This window comes from Pseudomonas sp. HS6, assembly GCF_023375815.1.
GTDB lineage: Bacteria > Pseudomonadota > Gammaproteobacteria > Pseudomonadales > Pseudomonadaceae > Aquipseudomonas.
The window spans coordinates 4,107,229-4,122,721 of record NZ_CP067412.1 but is presented as its reverse complement, the minus strand read 5'-3'; the positions used below and the strand labels follow the sequence as shown (position 1 = coordinate 4,122,721).

The window sequence follows — 15,493 nt, the reverse complement described above, 5'->3', positions numbered from 1 at the left end:
GTCAGCCTGCCGCCTGAGTGGGCGCATCCCACGCCGCATCAGGGTTTTGCAGATTCACCGAGCAGACGCTGATCAGGTTACGAAGTTTTTCCGCGATCACCTGGGCGCGGTGCCAGCTCAGGCCACTCATGACGATGTCGATGGAAAGCAGGTCGTCCAGACGCTGGACATTCACCTGTTCCGGTGTGAGGAACTGCAAGGCGAACAGGTTCAGCACCCGCACCAGCAAATCCGGCTCGGCCTCGGCCAGTATCTGGTACTGCGCAAGGCAATGGGCGTTGCTGGCGTTCCACACATCGGCACGGGGTGCCGGGGTGTTGACGGCTTCGAGGTGTGGCATGGCAGGTCTCCGGAATCAGTGGAGGAATTTTTACATTCGATGCCGGGCATTTCTTGTCTAAGATGAGCTGATCAGGCGGTTGATCAGGAAGATCAATTCGCTGTTGGCTTTTTTCGAGGATTATTTATGCATAGTGAGCTGGACAGCTATGACCGGCGCATTCTCGCTCTGTTGCAAGAGGACGCTTCCTTGTCCAGCGCACAGATCGCCGAACAGGTGGGCCTGTCGCAGTCGCCCTGCTGGCGGCGGATTCAGCGGATGAAGGAGGAGGGGATCATTCGTGGTCAGGTGACGTTGCTCGATCGCAAGAAAATCGGCCTGAACACGCAGATCTTTGCCGAAATCAAACTCAACGCCCACGGCCGTTCGAACTTCACCGAATTCACCGAGGCGATTCGTGGCTTTCCCGAAGTGCTGGAGTGTTATGTGCTGATGGGGGCGGTGGACTTTCTGTTGCGGATTGTCGCGGCGGACATCGAGGCGTATGAGCGATTCTTCTTCGAGAAACTTTCGCTGGTGCCGGGGATTCAGGAAGTGAACTCGATTGTGGCGCTGTCGGAAATCAAGTCCACGACGAGCCTGCCGGTACTGCGCTGATGATCGTTCCCTCGCGAGGGAACGATCATCAGCCGAGGATTACATACGCAGCAGCATTTTCCAGGCGCGGTTCTGGTAAACCGCGATTGCCTGATGCTTGCGCGCATCGAGCAGTTCATCCGTGATGGTCGGCTCGTTGGCCAGTTGCGCCAGCTTGTTCAGCTCGCCGTACAGACGATCCATTTCCGGGATCTCCAGCACGTTGCGCGCGTGGTGCAACCAGACCTGGATGCGCTCGATGCGCGGCAGTTGCTCAGCCAGATCTTCCGGCTGCTGCTGATAACGCTGCAATTGCAGCGAGGTGGCTTCTTCACCCAGCAGGCGCGGCAACCAGCTGCCCAACTGCGCCGCACCCTGGCGATTGCCACGGGTGTTGCGGTCGGCCGCCCAGGTGCGGGCCAGCAGCCAGCGCGACGAGTTCAGCGAGAACAGGCCCCAGCGCGGGTCTTCCAGTTCTTCGAGGAACTGCTCCGGCGCGGCTTTGCGCACGTCTTCGTCTTCGATGCCGACCTGTACAAGTGGACGCCAGTCTTCCAGCAAAGCATCCAGCGCAACGCGCAGGTCGTGGGTCGACTGACGCGGTGCGGCCTGGCCGAGGCTGCTGAGCAGGGCGCGCATTTCCGCGAGGTTCTCGACCCAGTCCTGCAGCAGGCGCCAGTGGCCGTTGAAGCGATACTGTTCGGCCAGGCGCTGGCTGCTGCCGAGCAGGTGCCAGCTCAGGGCGGCGAAAGCATCGTCCAGCGGGGTTTCAGCGGTGATGGCCGGCGCCGGCAGGCTCAGCGAGTAGCTGTTGGCGTCGTACAGGCGATAGCCGCGCTCGGCTTTGCTGATATCGCACGGCATCAGGGCCAGGGTTTCGGCCAGTTCGGCGGCCAGTTCCAGCAGCGCGGCAGGCTCGCCTTCGCGCAGTTCCAGTTCCAGCTCGCAGATTTCTTCTTTTTGTTTGCCGACCACCACGTGGCCCAGGTCCAGCGCGGCTTCGATGACCACCTTGGTCTTGCCACGGCCCCAGGCAATCTCGGCGCGCTCGCGGACGAAATCGGTGGTGAAGATCGGCTTCAGGGTTTTCTTGTCCAGCTCGGCGAGGGACTCTGGCCAGCATTCGCCGTCGAGTTTCTTCACGTCGAGCTTGGCTTTGGGCAGATTCCAGTCGTACTCGTTACGTTCGGACAGACCGGCAACGCTCTGGCCACGGGTCTTGAGGGTCTGAATCACTTCCTCGCCGTCCTTGCGCAGGCGCAGGGCAACCTTGGCTCGGGCCAGGTCACGCTCGGGCGTGTCGAAGTACTGATTCATCAACTCACGGCGTTCCCAGCCACTTTTGTTGCGTTTTTTCAGGAGAGGGTGCTCGCGCAGGGCGGCGAGGGTTTCGCGGCTGACGCGGAGTTTGATTTCGGTTTCTTTCTGCATGGCCGGAAAATCCAGGATCGGGAGCGCAGCCGGGGGAATGTGTGGCTGCCAAGGCCGTGCAGTGTACAGGACTCAAACTTCCTACGCCTTGCGGCGGTTTATTCTCGGCGCCGGATGGTTCTATGATGGACTTCAATCCGGGAGTTGGAGTCAGCGATGCCTTTGCCGTCCATGCAAGACCAGTTCGCTGCACTGATCGCCGTGCCGTCGGTCAGTTGCACCCAGCCGAGCCTCGATCAGTCCAACCGGGCGGTGATCGATCTGCTCGCGGGTTGGCTTGGTGATCTGGGCTTCAGCTGCGATATCCAGCAGGTCAGTCCCGGCAAATTCAACCTGCTCGCCAGTTTCGGCAGCGGCCCCGGCGGGCTGGTGCTGGCCGGGCACAGCGACACGGTGCCCTACGACGATGCGTTGTGGAAAACCGATCCGCTGAAACTCACCGAAGTCGACGGCCGCTGGGTCGGCCTGGGCAGTTGTGACATGAAGGGCTTCTTCGCCCTGATCATCGAAGCCGTGCAACCGCTACTCGACCAGCCGTTCAAGCAACCGCTGTTGATCCTCGCTACCTGCGATGAAGAAAGTTCGATGTCCGGCGCCCGGGCGCTGGCCGAAGCGGGGCGACCGCTGGGCCGGGCGGCGGTGATCGGCGAGCCGACCGGGCTCAAGCCAATCCGCATGCACAAGGGCATCATGATGGAGCGCATCGACATCCTCGGGCAGAGTGGCCATTCGTCGGATCCGCGTCTGGGGCACAGTGCCCTCGAAGCGATGCACGACGCGATCGGCGAACTTCGCGGCCTGCGCCTGCTGTGGCAGCGTGAATTCAACAATCCGCAGTTCAGTGTGCCGCAGCCGACCATGAACTTTGGCTGCATCCACGGTGGTGATAACCCCAACCGCATCTGCGGCCAGTGTTCGCTTGAATTCGATCTGCGGCCGTTGCCGGGAATGGACCCGAAGGTTCTGCGGGCCGAGATTCTGCGCAAGCTCAACCCGGTCGCCGAACGACATCAGGTGAAGATCGACTATGCACCGCTGTTCCCCGAAGTACCGCCGTTCGAGCAGGCCGAGGACGCCGAACTGGTGCGAATTGCCGAAAAACTCACCGGCCACACGGCCGAAGCGGTAGCGTTCGGCACCGAAGCGCCTTATCTTCAGCGCCTTGGCTGCGAAACCATTGTGCTCGGCCCCGGCGACATCGCCTGCGCCCACCAGCCGGACGAGTACCTTGAAATGTCACGTTTGCAGCCTACCGTGCATCTATTGCGGCAGTTGATCGAACATTACTGTCTCAAAGCTGTATAAATTGCCGTCCGGCCAACCCGTATTCATGAGGAGAGCGCGCGTGTCGCCAAGCCTGTTCCGACGATAACCATCAGCCCGCTGTGCGTTTTCCGTTTCGCCCTTTTTCCGGCTGCTATTTATTACAGGCCCAGGTTCATGCCCGAATACGTCAATTGGCTTCGTCACGCGTCTCCTTATATCAATGCCCACCGCGACTGCACCTTCGTCGTCATGCTGCCCGGCGACGGCGTTGAGCATCCGAATTTCGGCAACATCGTCCATGACATCGTGCTGCTGCACAGTCTCGGCGTGCGCCTGGTGCTGGTCCACGGATCCCGCCCGCAGATCGAAACCCGTCTCGCGGCTCGCGGCCTGACTCCGCATTACCACCACGGCATGCGCATCACCGATGCCGCGACGCTGGAGTGTGTGATCGACGCGGTCGGCCAGTTGCGCATCGCCATCGAAGCGCGGTTGTCCATGGACATGGCCTCCTCGCCGATGCAGGGCTCTCGCCTGCGGGTGGCCAGCGGTAATCTGGTGACCGCTCGGCCGATCGGCGTGCTGGAAGGTGTCGACTATCACCACACCGGCGAAGTACGCCGGGTTGACCGCAAGGGCATCAACCGTCTGCTCGACGAGCGCTCGATCGTACTGCTCTCGCCACTGGGTTATTCGCCGACCGGTGAAATCTTCAACCTGGCCTGCGAAGATGTCGCGACCCGCGCCGCCATCGACCTGGGTGCCGACAAGCTGCTGCTGTTCGGCGCTGACCTCGGTCTGATCGACGAAAACGGCAAACTGGTGCGCGAACTTCGCCCGCAACAGGTGCCGGCGCATTTGCAGCGTCTGGGTAGCAACTATCAGGCGGAATTGCTGGATGCCGCCGCCGAAGCCTGCCGTGGCGGTGTAGCGCGCAGCCATATCGTCAGTTATGCCGAGGATGGCGCGCTGCTGACCGAACTGTTCACCCGTGACGGTGGCGGTACGCTGGTGGCCCAGGAACAATTCGAACGAGTGCGCGAGGCGGCGATTGAAGACGTCGGCGGCTTGCTCGACCTGATCAGTCCGTTGGAAGAACAGGGGATTCTGGTGCGACGTTCACGCGAAGTGCTGGAGCGTGAAATCGAGCAGTTCAGCGTGGTCGAGCGTGAAGGGATGATCATCGCCTGTGCGGCGCTGTATCAGATTGCCGATTCTGATGCCGGTGAACTGGCGTGCCTGGCGGTGAATCCTGAGTACCGCCATGGCGGTCGCGGTGACGAATTGCTGGAGCGCATCGAAACCCGTGCCCGCGCGCAGGGCCTGAAAACCCTGTTCGTTCTCACGACTCGCACCGCCCACTGGTTCCGCGAGCGCGGCTTCGAGCCGAGCAGTGTCGAGCGCCTGCCGGCAGCGCGGGCTTCTCTCTATAACTATCAGCGCAATTCGAAGATCTTCGAAAAGTCTTTGTAACGTGACGCCTCATCGCGAGCAGGCTCGCTCTCACACTGGCTCAATGAACCTTTGTGAGAGCGAGCTTGCTCGCGATAGCGTTTATTCGGTTACGAACTTCGCACTGACATAGGGCGAGTAGTCGGGCAGTACGCTCTCGACCTTGCCCTGTTCCTTCAAGAATTTCGCCGTTTCACCAATCGCCTTCGCCGTGCCGCCGTCCAGCAGCGCAGTGGTCTGTTGCGCCTTGGCGTCGGGGAATGCCGATCCTGCGAGTAGCTCCGGGACATCGGCGGCATTGGCACCAGTCAGTTTGGCGATTTTCTGCACCGGTACCGAGTCGGCCGTCCAGCTGTCTTTATGGGCGGCGTAGTCGGCGAACGAGTCCAGGGTCACCTTGGCGAATTTGGCCACGACTTCAGGATGCTTCTCGGCGAAGTCCTTGCGCGCGACCCAGACTTCGAAGGTCGGCGCGCCCCACTGGCCGACCTGCGCGGCATCGGTCAGGGTCTTGCCAGTTTTGCGGATTTCGCCCAACGCAGGTGACCAGACAAAGGCGCCGTCGATGTCCCCGCGTTTCCAGGCCGCCGCGATTTCTGCGGGTTGCAGGTTCACCACTTTGACTTTCGAAGTGTCCAGGCCCCAATGCTTGAGCGCACCGAGCAGGCTGTAGTGGGAAGTGGAGACGAACGGGGTGGCGATGGTCTTGCCGATCAGGTCTTCGGGCTTGTTGATACCGCTGCCGTTGCGAACGACCAGGGCTTCGGCGGCATTGATCTGTGCCGAGACGATGAACGCGACAATCGGCAGGTTGCGCGAAGCGGCGGCAGCCAACGGGCTGGAACCAAGGTTGCCGATCTGTACATCACCGGAGGCGATGGCTGTCACAACTTCCGGGCCACTGTTGAAACGGCGCCAGTCGATTTTTTCGCCTATGGTCTTCTCGTAAACGCCATCGGCCTGAGGGACTTTGCTTGGGTCGATGCCGGTCTGGTAGCCGACAGTGAGATTGGCGGCGTGGGCCGAGAAAGAAATCAATGCCGATACAAAAACTGTAACAAATTGACTAGATAGTGCGCGTTTGGCCATGATGGCGTCGCCTTTTCGATAGGGTTTGACGAATCGGGGTTTCGCCAAAGCTAAACGATCTAAAAAAAGGCTAATAAATACCATTTAGGAATGAGCTTAGTCGCCGATACGCTGTATCCCGGTGCAGATGGCCATTACAGAGCCATATACCCGAATGGTATGAAAAAGAATGAATAAATTCTTTTTGGGTTTATCAGGAAGTCTTTACCCTGCAAGGACCAAATAACTGCGATTAGACCTTGGTCGTAGACACACAAGGTTACGATTGACTTGTCAGTCACGGTCTGGCGCTAATCGCGCATCTTAGGATCCAGGGGCATCAGACTCCGGACCAGGAACACAAGAATTAGAAACGAGAGGAGCGATACATGAACAAGTCCACCTTGGCCCTGGCCGTGGCCGTAGGGGTTATTGCGCAGCAGGCAGGCGCAGCCGGTTTCATCGAAGACAGCAAGGCCACCTTGGGGCTGCGTAACTTCTACATCAACACCGACAACCGCGATGGCACTGGTCCGAACAAGAACGAAGAGTGGGGCCAAGGCTTCGATCTGCGTTTCACCTCGGGTTACACCCAAGGTACCGTTCAGTTCGGCGTTGACGCTATCGGCCTGTACGGCGTGCGTCTGGACTCCAGCCCGGCGACCAGCGGCAACTCCGCAGGTACCGCTTCGGGTGGCACTGTTTTCCCAAGTGACGGCAACCGTGCTGTGCATGACTTCGCCAGCCTGGGCGTGACCGGCAAGGTCAAGATCTCCCAGACCGAACTGAAGGTCGGTACTCTGCTGCCGAACAACCCGGTCATCAAATACAACGATGGTCGTCTGCTGCCACAGACCTTCCAGGGCGAAGCGATCACTTCGAACGAGATCAAGGACCTGACTCTGACTGCCGGTCAGGTTGAGGCCGTGAAGGGTCGTAACTCCAGCAACAACGAAAACATGTCAATTGCTGGTGCGAACGCCGGTTCGAACTACGACAAGGGCGTGTTCAGCAACAAGTTCTACTACGCTGGTGCTGACTACAAGCTGACCAAAGACCTGACCGCTTCGTACTACTACGGCGAGCTGAAGGAGTTCTACTCGCAGAACTTCCTGGGTCTGGTACACAACTGGGCAATCGGTCCAGGCGTACTGAAAAGCGACCTGCGTTACTACCGCAGCCGTGACAACGGCAACAACGGCGACACTCCTGCCTACTACACCAGCGGTTTCTACGGCGGCAAAACCGTCAAGGGCAAGGTCGACAACGATCTGTACAGCTACCTGGCCCTGTACTCGGTTCAAGGTCACACTTTTGGTGCTGGCTATCAGTACACCAAGGGTGACAGCGACTTCCCTTGGCTGAACCAAGGTGACGGTTCGTCCAACAGCACCATCACCGACATGCAGATCCAGAAGTTTGCCCGTGCTGGCGAACGTACCTGGCAAGCTCGCTACGCCTATGACTTCGCCAAGGTCGGCGTGCCTGGCCTGACCGCCGGTGTGATCTACCTGCGTGGCGATAACATCGACACTCCGGTCGGCGAAAAAACCGAGTGGGAACGTGACATCACCGTTGGCTACGTGATTCCGGAAGGCCCGCTGAAGAACCTCGGTGTTGCCTGGAAGAACGCCATGTGGCGTACCGATCTGGCGAGCACTCGCTCCCAGGACGAAAACCGCCTGATCGTCAGCTACTCGATCCCGCTGCTGTAATAGCGCGCTCCTGCACTGATGTAAAAAACCGATGTAAAAAAGCCCCGTCCGGCATCGCGCCGGACGGGGCTTTTGCGTTTTCGGGACAGGCCCACCCCCGTAGACCTTTCCCGACATTTCCCTCTTTACAGCAACTCAAGGCCTTCTCGAACCTTGGGGTCGATGTTCGGCGCGTTGCCGACAGGCGTCCAGTGAACAGATGTTTAATATTCTTAAATGATATAAATATCTCGTTATTTATTCTTTTTCAGGTGAGCAAATCCCGAGCTACAGTTGAGGTCTCCAACAACTCATAAGGAGCAGCACCATGAGCCTCAGACTCGGCGATATCGCCCCCGATTTCGAACAGGATTCCAGCGCCGGCAAGATTCGTTTTCACGAGTGGCTGGGCGATAGCTGGGGCGTGCTGTTCTCCCACCCGGCAGACTTCACCCCGGTGTGCACCACCGAGCTGGGTTTCACCGCCAAGCTCAAGGATGAGTTCACCAAACGCGGCGTGAAGGCCATCGCACTGTCGGTTGACCCGGTGGACTCGCACCACAAGTGGATCGAAGACATCAACGAAACCCAGAACACTATCGTCAACTTCCCGATCCTGGCTGATGCCGATCGCAAGGTGTCCGATCTCTACGACCTGATCCATCCGAACGCCAGCGACACTCTGACCGTGCGTTCGCTGTTCGTGATCGATCCGAACAAGAAGATCCGCCTGACCATCACCTACCCGGCGAGCACCGGGCGCAACTTCCACGAGATCCTGCGGGTGATCGATTCGCTGCAACTCACCGACAACTACAAGGTGGCCACCCCGGCCAACTGGCAGGACGGTGACGAGGTGGTGATCGTGCCGTCACTCAAGGATGAAGAGGAAATCAAGAAACGCTTTCCGAAGGGCTACCGCGCAGTAAAACCGTACCTGCGCCTGACTCCACAGCCAAACAAATAACCGTCTTCGGATCGCTCCCACATTCTGCATGGGGAGCGATCAGTTCGAACCACGATGCAGGGTTTCAGGCCGTTTTCACGGCCTGTTTTTTTTGCCCGGAAAACAGAGAAACGCATATCTCCATAAAGAATAACCAAATGAATAAATATGATTTATGGATATATAAATCAGCTGGTAAGGTCAGTGTCATTGAAGCGAGATCGCAACCCGCGAATCGCCTGTAACGCTCAAGGAATTGTCTGAATGCTGGTCGTCTCACTCGGTGGCAGTCCCAGTCAACGCTCCCGTTCCGGTGTGTTGCTGGAGCGCTCGCAACGCTGGTTGCAGCAGCAAGGGGTGGAAGTGGTGAGTTATCAGGTGCGGGACTTCCCGGCCGAAGACCTGCTTCACGCCCGCTTCGACAGCCCGAAGGTGCTCGACCTGCTGCAACAGATTGAAAACGCCGATGGTTTGCTGATCGCGACTCCGGTCTACAAGGCGTCGTTCTCCGGCGCACTGAAGACCGTGCTGGATCTGCTGCCCGAACGCGCCCTGAACCACAAGATTGTCTTGCCGATGGCCACGGGCGGCAGCATTGCCCACATGCTGGTGGTCGACTACGCACTCAAACCGGTGCTGTCGGCCTTGAAGGCCCAGGAAATGCTGCAAGGGATTTTTGCCGAGGACAGCCAGATCGCCTATGGCGAAGGCAGCGCCCAGGCGCAGTTGGCGCCGGCCCTGGAACAGCGGCTGCATGAAGCGCTGGACCAGTTTGTCAGCGCCATGGCCCGTCGGCCGAAGCCGCTGGAGCCGGGGCTGTTGAACGAACGTTTGTTGAGTGCTCGCTGGAGCATTTGAGCCACATCGAAACTTGAAGTACTGGCCTTACTCGCCCGCCAACGGGCAAGCAGGTGCAGCCAAAACCCAACAGCAAAAAGGAGAGCGCTATGCGCACTGTATTTTTGCGTCGTGGTCTGGTCGCTCTGTTTGCTGCGGCTGTGTCCTTCGGCGCCATCACTCAAGCTCAGGCCGAAACGCTTCGAATCGGTTATCAGAAATACGGCACGCTGGTGCTGCTCAAAGCCAAAGGCACCCTGGAAAAACGCCTCGCCGCCCAAGGCGTCGACGTGCAATGGACCGAATTCCCCGGCGGCCCGCAATTGCTGGAAGGCCTGAACGTCGGCTCGATCGACTTCGGCGTCACCGGCGAGACCCCGCCCGTCTTTGCCCAGGCTGCCGGTGCCGATCTGCTCTACGTGGCCTACGAGCCGCCTGCGCCGAACAGCGAAGCGATCCTCGTGCCGAAAGACTCGCCGATCAAATCGGTGGCAGATCTCAAGGGCAAGAAAGTCGCCCTGAACAAAGGCTCCAACGTCCACTACCTGCTGGTGCGTGCGCTGGAAGACGCCGGCCTCAAATACACCGACATTCAAACCGTATTCCTGCCACCGGCCGATGCCCGCGCTGCGTTCGAGCGTGGCAGCGTCGACGCCTGGGTCATCTGGGACCCGTACCAGGCCGCCGCCGAGAAGCAACTGCAAGCGCACACCCTGCGTGACGGCAAAGGCATCGTCGACAACCACCAGTTCTACCTGGCGACCAAACCTTACGCACAGAAAAATCCCGAGGTGATCAAGACCCTTGTGGAAGAAGTGCGCGCAGTGGGCGAGTGGTCCAAGGCCAATCCTGAAGACGTGACCCAACAGGTCGCGCCACTGCTCGGCCTGCCGGCGGACATCACCCTGACCTCGGTGAAACGCCAGGGCTACGGCGCGCTGTTCCTGACCCCGGAAGTGGTCGCCGCACAACAGAAAATCGCCGACACCTTCTTCCAGCTCAAGCTGATTCCCAAGCCGCTGAGTATCAAGGACGTGATCTGGACCCCACCGGCCGCTGTGGCTAAAGCGCAGTAATTTGAATCCCCAAGGAGACCACTCCATGAGCCTCAACATCTTCTGGTTCCTGCCTACCCACGGCGACGGCCATTACCTTGGCACCGCCGAAGGCGCCCGCGCCGTCGACCACGGCTATCTGCAACAGGTCGCGCAAGCGGCGGATCGACTGGGTTTCGGCGGCGTGCTGATTCCCACTGGCCGTTCCTGCGAGGATTCGTGGCTGGTGGCGGCATCGCTGATTCCAGTGACCCAGCGCCTGAAGTTTCTGGTCGCCCTGCGCCCGGGGATCATTTCCCCGACGGTGGCAGCGCGTCAGGCAGCGACTCTGGATCGTCTGTCCGGTGGTCGTGCGCTGTTCAACCTGGTGACGGGTGGCGATCCGGAAGAGTTGGCCGGTGACGGTTTGTTTCTCAACCACGAAGAGCGCTATCAGGCCTCGGTGGAATTCACCCGCATCTGGCGCCGGGTGCTGGAAGGCGAAACCGTGGATTACGACGGTGAGCACATCAGCGTGAAGGGCGCCAAGTTGCTCTATCCGCCGATCCAGCAACCGCGTCCGCCGCTGTACTTCGGCGGTTCCTCGGAAGCAGCGCAGGATCTGGCCGCCGAACAAGTGGAAATGGTCCTGACCTGGGGCGAGCCGCCAGCAGCGGTGGCCGAGAAGATCGAACAGGTTCGCGCCAAGGCTGCCAAGCTCGGTCGCACCGTGCGCTTCGGCATCCGTCTGCATGTGATTGTGCGAGAAACCAACGCTGAAGCCTGGCAGGCAGCGGACCGTCTGATCTCGCATCTGGACGACGACACCATCAAGCGCGCCCAGGCTTCGCTGGCACGCTTCGATTCGGTCGGCCAGCAACGCATGGCCGCGCTGCACGGTGGCAGTCGTGACAACCTCGAAGTCAGCCCGAACCTGTGGGCCGGCGTCGGTCTGGTGCGCGGCGGTGCCGGTACGGCGCTGGTTGGCGACGGTCCGACCGTAGCTGCAAGGGTGAAGGAATACGCGGATCTGGGCATCGATACCTTCATCTTCTCCGGTTACCCGCACCTCGAAGAGTCGTATCGGGTCGCGGAGCTGCTGTTCCCGCACCTCGACGTCGAGCGCCCGGAGCTGCCGAAAAGCGCCGGTTACGTCAGCCCGTTCGGCGAGATGGTGGCCAACGACATTCTTCCCAAAGCCGCGTCCCAGAGCTGAGGCGCCGCCATGAAGAAATTTATCCACAGCCTCGCGCCCTGGGCGTTGCCGGTGTTGTTGCTGGCGGTGTGGCAGTTGTCGGTGTCGGCCGGTTGGCTGTCGACGCGGATTCTGCCGGCGCCGGTGGCGGTGATCGAAGCCGGCGTGAGCCTGGTGCGCAGCGGTGAAATCTGGACGCACCTGGCAATCAGCGGCTGGCGCGCCGCGCTGGGCTTCACCATCGGTGGCAGCATTGGCCTGGTGCTGGGTTTCATCACCGGCCTGTCGAAGTGGGGCGAACGTCTCCTCGACAGTTCGGTGCAGATGATCCGCAACGTGCCGCACCTGGCGCTGATTCCGCTGGTGATCCTGTGGTTCGGCATCGACGAGTCGGCGAAGATTTTCCTGGTGGCATTGGGCACGCTGTTCCCGATCTACCTCAACACCTATCACGGCATCCGCAACGTCGACCCGGCGCTGGTGGAGATGGCCCGTAGTTATGGCCTGTCCGGTTTCAGCCTGTTCTGGCAGGTGATCCTGCCGGGTGCGCTGCCTTCGATTCTGGTCGGCGTGCGCTTCGCCCTGGGCTTCATGTGGTTGACGCTGATCGTGGCGGAAACCATCTCCGCCAGCTCGGGCATCGGTTACCTGGCGATGAATGCCCGGGAGTTCCTGCAGACCGATGTGGTGGTGCTGGCGATTCTGCTCTACGCGGTGCTCGGCAAATTGGCCGATCTCGCGGCCCGTGGACTTGAGCGTGTGTGGCTGCGCTGGCACCCGGCGTACCAAGTGGCGAAGGGAGGTGCGGCATGACCGCTCAACAACCTCCACGCCTGCTGCGCGGGATTCCGCTGGCGGTGCGCAATCTGCAAAAGACCTTCGGTTCTCGGCAGGTGCTGCGGGGCATCGACTTGCACATTCCGGCGGGGCAGTTCGTCGCGGTGGTCGGGCGTAGTGGATGTGGCAAAAGCACTTTGCTGCGCTTGCTCGCCGGTCTCGATCAACCCACCGGCGGCGACCTGTTGGCCGGTGCTGCACCGCTCAGCGATGCGCGGGAAGACACCCGGCTGATGTTTCAGGAAGCACGGCTGCTGCCGTGGAAAAAGATCATCGACAACGTCGGTCTCGGCCTCAAGGGCAACTGGCGTCCGCAAGCCCTGGAAGCGCTGGATGCGGTCGGCCTCGCTGATCGCGCCAATGAATGGCCGGCAGCCCTGTCCGGTGGGCAGAAGCAGCGTGTAGCGCTGGCGCGGGCCTTGATCCATCAACCGCGCCTGTTGCTGCTCGACGAGCCGCTGGGCGCACTGGATGCGCTGACCCGGATCGAGATGCAGCAACTGATCGAACGTCTCTGGCAACAGCATGGTTTCACCGTGTTGCTGGTGACCCACGACGTCAGCGAAGCGGTGGCGATTGCCGACCGGGTGATTCTGATCGAGGACGGCGAAGTCGGCCTCGACCTGCAAGTGGAACTGCCGCGCCCTCGGGTTCGTGGCTCCCATCGGCTGGCAGCGCTGGAAACCGAAGTACTCAACCGTGTGTTGTCCCTGCCCGGCGAGCCGCCGGCGCCGGAACCCGTTTCACCCTTGCCTACGCAATTGCGTTGGGCTCAATAACTCAAGCAAACGACAGGAATCAATGCCATGACTATCAAAGCCATCAACGTACGCAACCAGTTCAAAGGCGCGATCAAAGAGATCGTTCTCGGCGACGTACTGTCGGAAATCGACGTGCAAACTGCTTCCGGCATCGTTACTTCGGTGATCACCACCCGTTCGGTCAAGGAACTGGAACTGGTGGTTGGCAGTGAAGTGATTGCTTTCGTGAAGTCCACCGAAGTGTCCATCGCCAAGTTGTAAGCCTGTGAGTAAAAAACAACCCCGAAGGGTGTGAGCCCTTCGGGGTTTTTTGTTGCCCGTTTTCAGCGGACGAGAACTGACCGGTCAGGGCCGATCAATTACAAGCCGGGAGAGCGATCTGCTATGTTTCTGCTTTTGGCAGGCGCAGACACAGGATGGATATGACGATAGAGCTGAATGCGATACCCGTTCCGCCAGCGGATCGCGGGTATTTTGTGTTCAATCGTCAACAATGGTCGCACTTGCAAGGCGAAGGGCCGATGAGCCTCCCGCCTGCGCAAATGGAGGCGTTGAACAGTCATGCCCAGCCCATGACGACGGAGGAGGTAGTCGACATCCTGTTGCCTCTGTCGCGTCTGCTCTATCTGCGTTTTTCGGCGACGCAGGCGCTGAGAAAGAGTCAGTCGGACTTTCTCGCCATGCCTGGCTTCAAACCACCCTTCGTGATCGGAGTCTCGGGCAGTGTTGCGGTGGGTAAAAGCAGTTTTGCCAGGGTGTTGTCGGCACTTTTGTCGTTGTGGTCCGGTTCGCCGAATGTGCAACTGGTGACCACTGACTCGTTTCTCTATCCCCTGGCAACGCTCCAGGAAAAAGCGCTTTTGCATCGAAAGGGCTTCCCTGAATCCTACGATACGCCACGGTTTCTGGATTTCCTGCACGCGGTGCGCAACGATGCCAAAGCGGTCGAGATCCCGATTTACTCTCATGCCCGATACGACATTCTTGTCGATGAAACCCAGCAGGTTCGTGCGCCGGACATCATTGTCCTGGAAGGCCTGAATGTGTTGCAGGGCGGGCACAGTCCAGGACTGAACGTTCTGGACTTCATCGATTTCTCGATTTACATCGATGCCACCACCGACAACATCAAAAAGTGGTATCTCGAGCGGTTTGTCTACTTGAAGAACACGGCGTTCCAGTCTTCCGAGTCCTACTTCCACAAGTACAAACAGTTGTCTGACGAGGAAGCGCTGTTGGTGGCGTCCGAGACCTGGGATCGGGTGAATTTGAAGAACCTTGCCGAGAACATTCTGCCGACGCGTGACAGGGCCAATCTGATCATCAACAAATCCGCCGATCACTCCGTCGACAAGTTATTGCTCCGGGCTGTTTGACGAGTTGCTCAGCGCTTGTGCAGATAGGGCGGTAGATACAGGCCCAGATAGGCATCGAAGACACGCATCCCTTCCTCGGCCATGCGCGGTGTGATCTGCCCGTGCTGCTGCACCGAGCGGGCGTAGACGCGGTCGCCCAGTTCCATCGCCAGTGCGAATACATCCACGTCATCCGGCAGCTTGGGCAATTCGAAGTGATGGTCGAACAGCTTGTGCATCAGGTCGCCGAGTTCGAGGTCGTGCTGGCGGTCGGCCTGAGTGACTTCGGTAAGGCCGTGTTGCGCCAGGATCAGTTGGCGGGCGGCGGCGTCTTCGTCGTAGATCTCCAGCATGCGTTGTTCGACCAGGCGGGACAGGTCGCGCCAGTCGCGCAGGGCGTCGTGATCGATCGGCGCTTGCAGGCAGGCGCGGAAGGCCGCGTGGACATCCGCCGTCAGACCTTCCAGCAGGGCCGGTACGCTGGCGAAAAAATGGTAGACCGAGGAGGGCGGGATCTGCGCGCGCTCGGCGACGCTGTAGATCGACAGGCTCGCCACGCCCTCGGCGGCCAGCAGCGTGCGCGCGGCATCGAGTATCGAATCGATCCGCGCCTGACTGCGGGCACGGGGTTTGCGGACGGGGGCGGGACGCGTCATGAAAGTCTCCTGCGGGGCAGCGGGCATTGTACGCAGAGCTTGGGC

At 60.0% G+C, this 15,493-nt stretch carries 16 protein-coding genes; 12 read left to right on the top strand and 4 right to left on the bottom strand.

Features of this window, described 5'->3' with window-relative positions; genetic code table 11:
* Window position 1 precedes the first annotated feature (1 nt).
* Window positions 2-340, bottom strand: a complete 339-nt coding sequence (locus tag JJN09_RS18615; RefSeq protein ID WP_249482993.1) for a hypothetical protein — start codon at window positions 338-340, stop codon at window positions 2-4.
* A 126-nt stretch (window positions 341-466) separates the two neighbouring features.
* Here JJN09_RS18615 and JJN09_RS18610 point away from each other — a divergent pair, with 126 nt between their 5' ends.
* A complete protein-coding gene (locus JJN09_RS18610; RefSeq protein ID WP_007951785.1) occupies window positions 467-937 on the top strand; it encodes an Lrp/AsnC family transcriptional regulator in 471 nt (156 codons plus the stop codon).
* Between the two features lie 39 nt (window positions 938-976).
* Here the strand turns inward: JJN09_RS18610 and JJN09_RS18605 are convergent, their stop codons facing one another.
* A complete protein-coding gene (locus JJN09_RS18605; protein WP_249482992.1) occupies window positions 977-2,347 on the bottom strand; it encodes an inorganic triphosphatase in 1,371 nt (456 codons plus the stop codon).
* Between the two features lie 156 nt (window positions 2,348-2,503).
* Between JJN09_RS18605 and argE the strand changes: the two genes are divergently transcribed.
* Window positions 2,504-3,652 carry an acetylornithine deacetylase gene (argE, locus tag JJN09_RS18600; RefSeq protein ID WP_249482991.1) on the top strand — a complete coding sequence of 383 codons (1,149 nt, stop codon included), beginning with the start codon at window positions 2,504-2,506 and terminating at the stop codon, window positions 3,650-3,652.
* Window positions 3,653-3,787: 135 nt separating this feature from the next.
* A complete protein-coding gene (gene argA / locus JJN09_RS18595) occupies window positions 3,788-5,086 on the top strand; it encodes an amino-acid N-acetyltransferase (RefSeq protein WP_249482990.1) in 1,299 nt (432 codons plus the stop codon).
* Between the two features lie 81 nt (window positions 5,087-5,167).
* Here argA and tauA read toward each other — a convergent pair whose 3' ends face one another.
* Window positions 5,168-6,154, bottom strand: a complete 987-nt coding sequence (tauA, locus tag JJN09_RS18590) for a taurine ABC transporter substrate-binding protein (RefSeq protein WP_249482989.1) — start codon at window positions 6,152-6,154, stop codon at window positions 5,168-5,170.
* Window positions 6,155-6,522: 368 nt separating this feature from the next.
* Between tauA and JJN09_RS18585 the strand changes: the two genes are divergently transcribed.
* The 9 genes from JJN09_RS18585 (at window position 6,523) to coaA (ending at window position 14,813) form a co-directional block, all read left to right on the top strand.
* Window positions 6,523-7,848 carry an OprD family porin gene (locus JJN09_RS18585; protein ID WP_102619649.1) on the top strand — a complete coding sequence of 442 codons (1,326 nt, stop codon included), beginning with the start codon at window positions 6,523-6,525 and terminating at the stop codon, window positions 7,846-7,848.
* Between the two features lie 307 nt (window positions 7,849-8,155).
* Entirely contained in the window at window positions 8,156-8,794 is a 639-nt protein-coding gene (locus JJN09_RS18580; RefSeq protein ID WP_249482988.1) for a peroxiredoxin, read from the top strand.
* 243 nt (window positions 8,795-9,037) lie between these two features.
* Window positions 9,038-9,631, top strand: a complete 594-nt coding sequence (ssuE, locus tag JJN09_RS18575; RefSeq protein ID WP_011336454.1) for an NADPH-dependent FMN reductase — start codon at window positions 9,038-9,040, stop codon at window positions 9,629-9,631.
* Window positions 9,632-9,720: 89 nt separating this feature from the next.
* Window positions 9,721-10,686 (top strand): sulfonate ABC transporter substrate-binding protein, encoded by a 966-nt coding sequence (locus tag JJN09_RS18570; protein ID WP_249482987.1) that lies wholly within the window; start codon window positions 9,721-9,723, stop codon window positions 10,684-10,686.
* A gap of 25 nt (window positions 10,687-10,711) precedes the next feature.
* On the top strand, window positions 10,712-11,860 hold the full coding sequence (gene ssuD / locus JJN09_RS18565) for an FMNH2-dependent alkanesulfonate monooxygenase (protein WP_179693344.1): 1,149 nt from the start codon (window positions 10,712-10,714) through the stop codon (window positions 11,858-11,860).
* Between the two features lie 9 nt (window positions 11,861-11,869).
* Complete coding sequence (ssuC, locus tag JJN09_RS18560; RefSeq protein ID WP_011336451.1) at window positions 11,870-12,652, top strand: aliphatic sulfonate ABC transporter permease SsuC; 783 nt, start codon at window positions 11,870-11,872, stop codon at window positions 12,650-12,652.
* Window positions 12,649-13,455: an aliphatic sulfonates ABC transporter ATP-binding protein gene (ssuB, locus tag JJN09_RS18555; RefSeq protein ID WP_249482986.1), complete on the top strand. Its 807-nt coding sequence runs from the start codon at window positions 12,649-12,651 to the stop codon at window positions 13,453-13,455. Before ssuC ends, ssuB begins: the two co-directional genes overlap by 4 nt.
* Before the next feature lie 27 nt (window positions 13,456-13,482).
* Entirely contained in the window at window positions 13,483-13,698 is a 216-nt protein-coding gene (locus tag JJN09_RS18550; RefSeq protein ID WP_007942473.1) for a molybdopterin-binding protein, read from the top strand.
* A 155-nt stretch (window positions 13,699-13,853) separates the two neighbouring features.
* On the top strand, window positions 13,854-14,813 hold the full coding sequence (coaA, locus tag JJN09_RS18545; protein ID WP_368388962.1) for a type I pantothenate kinase: 960 nt from the start codon (window positions 13,854-13,856) through the stop codon (window positions 14,811-14,813).
* An 8-nt stretch (window positions 14,814-14,821) separates the two neighbouring features.
* On the opposite strand, the gene JJN09_RS18540 is transcribed toward coaA, so the two are convergent.
* A complete protein-coding gene (locus JJN09_RS18540) occupies window positions 14,822-15,448 on the bottom strand; it encodes a TetR/AcrR family transcriptional regulator (RefSeq protein ID WP_249482984.1) in 627 nt (208 codons plus the stop codon).
* Between the last annotated feature and the right edge of the window lie 45 nt (window positions 15,449-15,493).

Bases quoted from the DNA above. Each gene is read 5' to 3' on its own strand.
- JJN09_RS18585 (WP_102619649.1), top strand. From the start codon at position 6,523: ATGAACAAGTCCACCTTGGCCCTGGCCGTGGCCGTAGGGGTTATTGCG.
- tauA (WP_249482989.1), bottom strand. From the start codon at position 6,154: ATGGCCAAACGCGCACTATCTAGTCAATTTGTTACAGTTTTTGTATCG.
- ssuD (WP_179693344.1), top strand. From the start codon at position 10,712: ATGAGCCTCAACATCTTCTGGTTCCTGCCTACCCACGGCGACGGCCAT.
- JJN09_RS18580 (WP_249482988.1), top strand. From the start codon at position 8,156: ATGAGCCTCAGACTCGGCGATATCGCCCCCGATTTCGAACAGGATTCC.
- coaA (WP_368388962.1), top strand. From the start codon at position 13,854: ATGGATATGACGATAGAGCTGAATGCGATACCCGTTCCGCCAGCGGAT.
- JJN09_RS18550 (WP_007942473.1), top strand. From the start codon at position 13,483: ATGACTATCAAAGCCATCAACGTACGCAACCAGTTCAAAGGCGCGATC.
- ssuB (WP_249482986.1), top strand. From the start codon at position 12,649: ATGACCGCTCAACAACCTCCACGCCTGCTGCGCGGGATTCCGCTGGCG.
- JJN09_RS18610 (WP_007951785.1), top strand. From the start codon at position 467: ATGCATAGTGAGCTGGACAGCTATGACCGGCGCATTCTCGCTCTGTTG.
- ssuE (WP_011336454.1), top strand. From the start codon at position 9,038: ATGCTGGTCGTCTCACTCGGTGGCAGTCCCAGTCAACGCTCCCGTTCC.
- JJN09_RS18615 (WP_249482993.1), bottom strand. From the start codon at position 340: ATGCCACACCTCGAAGCCGTCAACACCCCGGCACCCCGTGCCGATGTG.
- JJN09_RS18540 (WP_249482984.1), bottom strand. From the start codon at position 15,448: ATGACGCGTCCCGCCCCCGTCCGCAAACCCCGTGCCCGCAGTCAGGCG.
- ssuC (WP_011336451.1), top strand. From the start codon at position 11,870: ATGAAGAAATTTATCCACAGCCTCGCGCCCTGGGCGTTGCCGGTGTTG.
- JJN09_RS18570 (WP_249482987.1), top strand. From the start codon at position 9,721: ATGCGCACTGTATTTTTGCGTCGTGGTCTGGTCGCTCTGTTTGCTGCG.
- argA (WP_249482990.1), top strand. From the start codon at position 3,788: ATGCCCGAATACGTCAATTGGCTTCGTCACGCGTCTCCTTATATCAAT.
- JJN09_RS18605 (WP_249482992.1), bottom strand. From the start codon at position 2,347: ATGCAGAAAGAAACCGAAATCAAACTCCGCGTCAGCCGCGAAACCCTC.
- argE (WP_249482991.1), top strand. From the start codon at position 2,504: ATGCCTTTGCCGTCCATGCAAGACCAGTTCGCTGCACTGATCGCCGTG.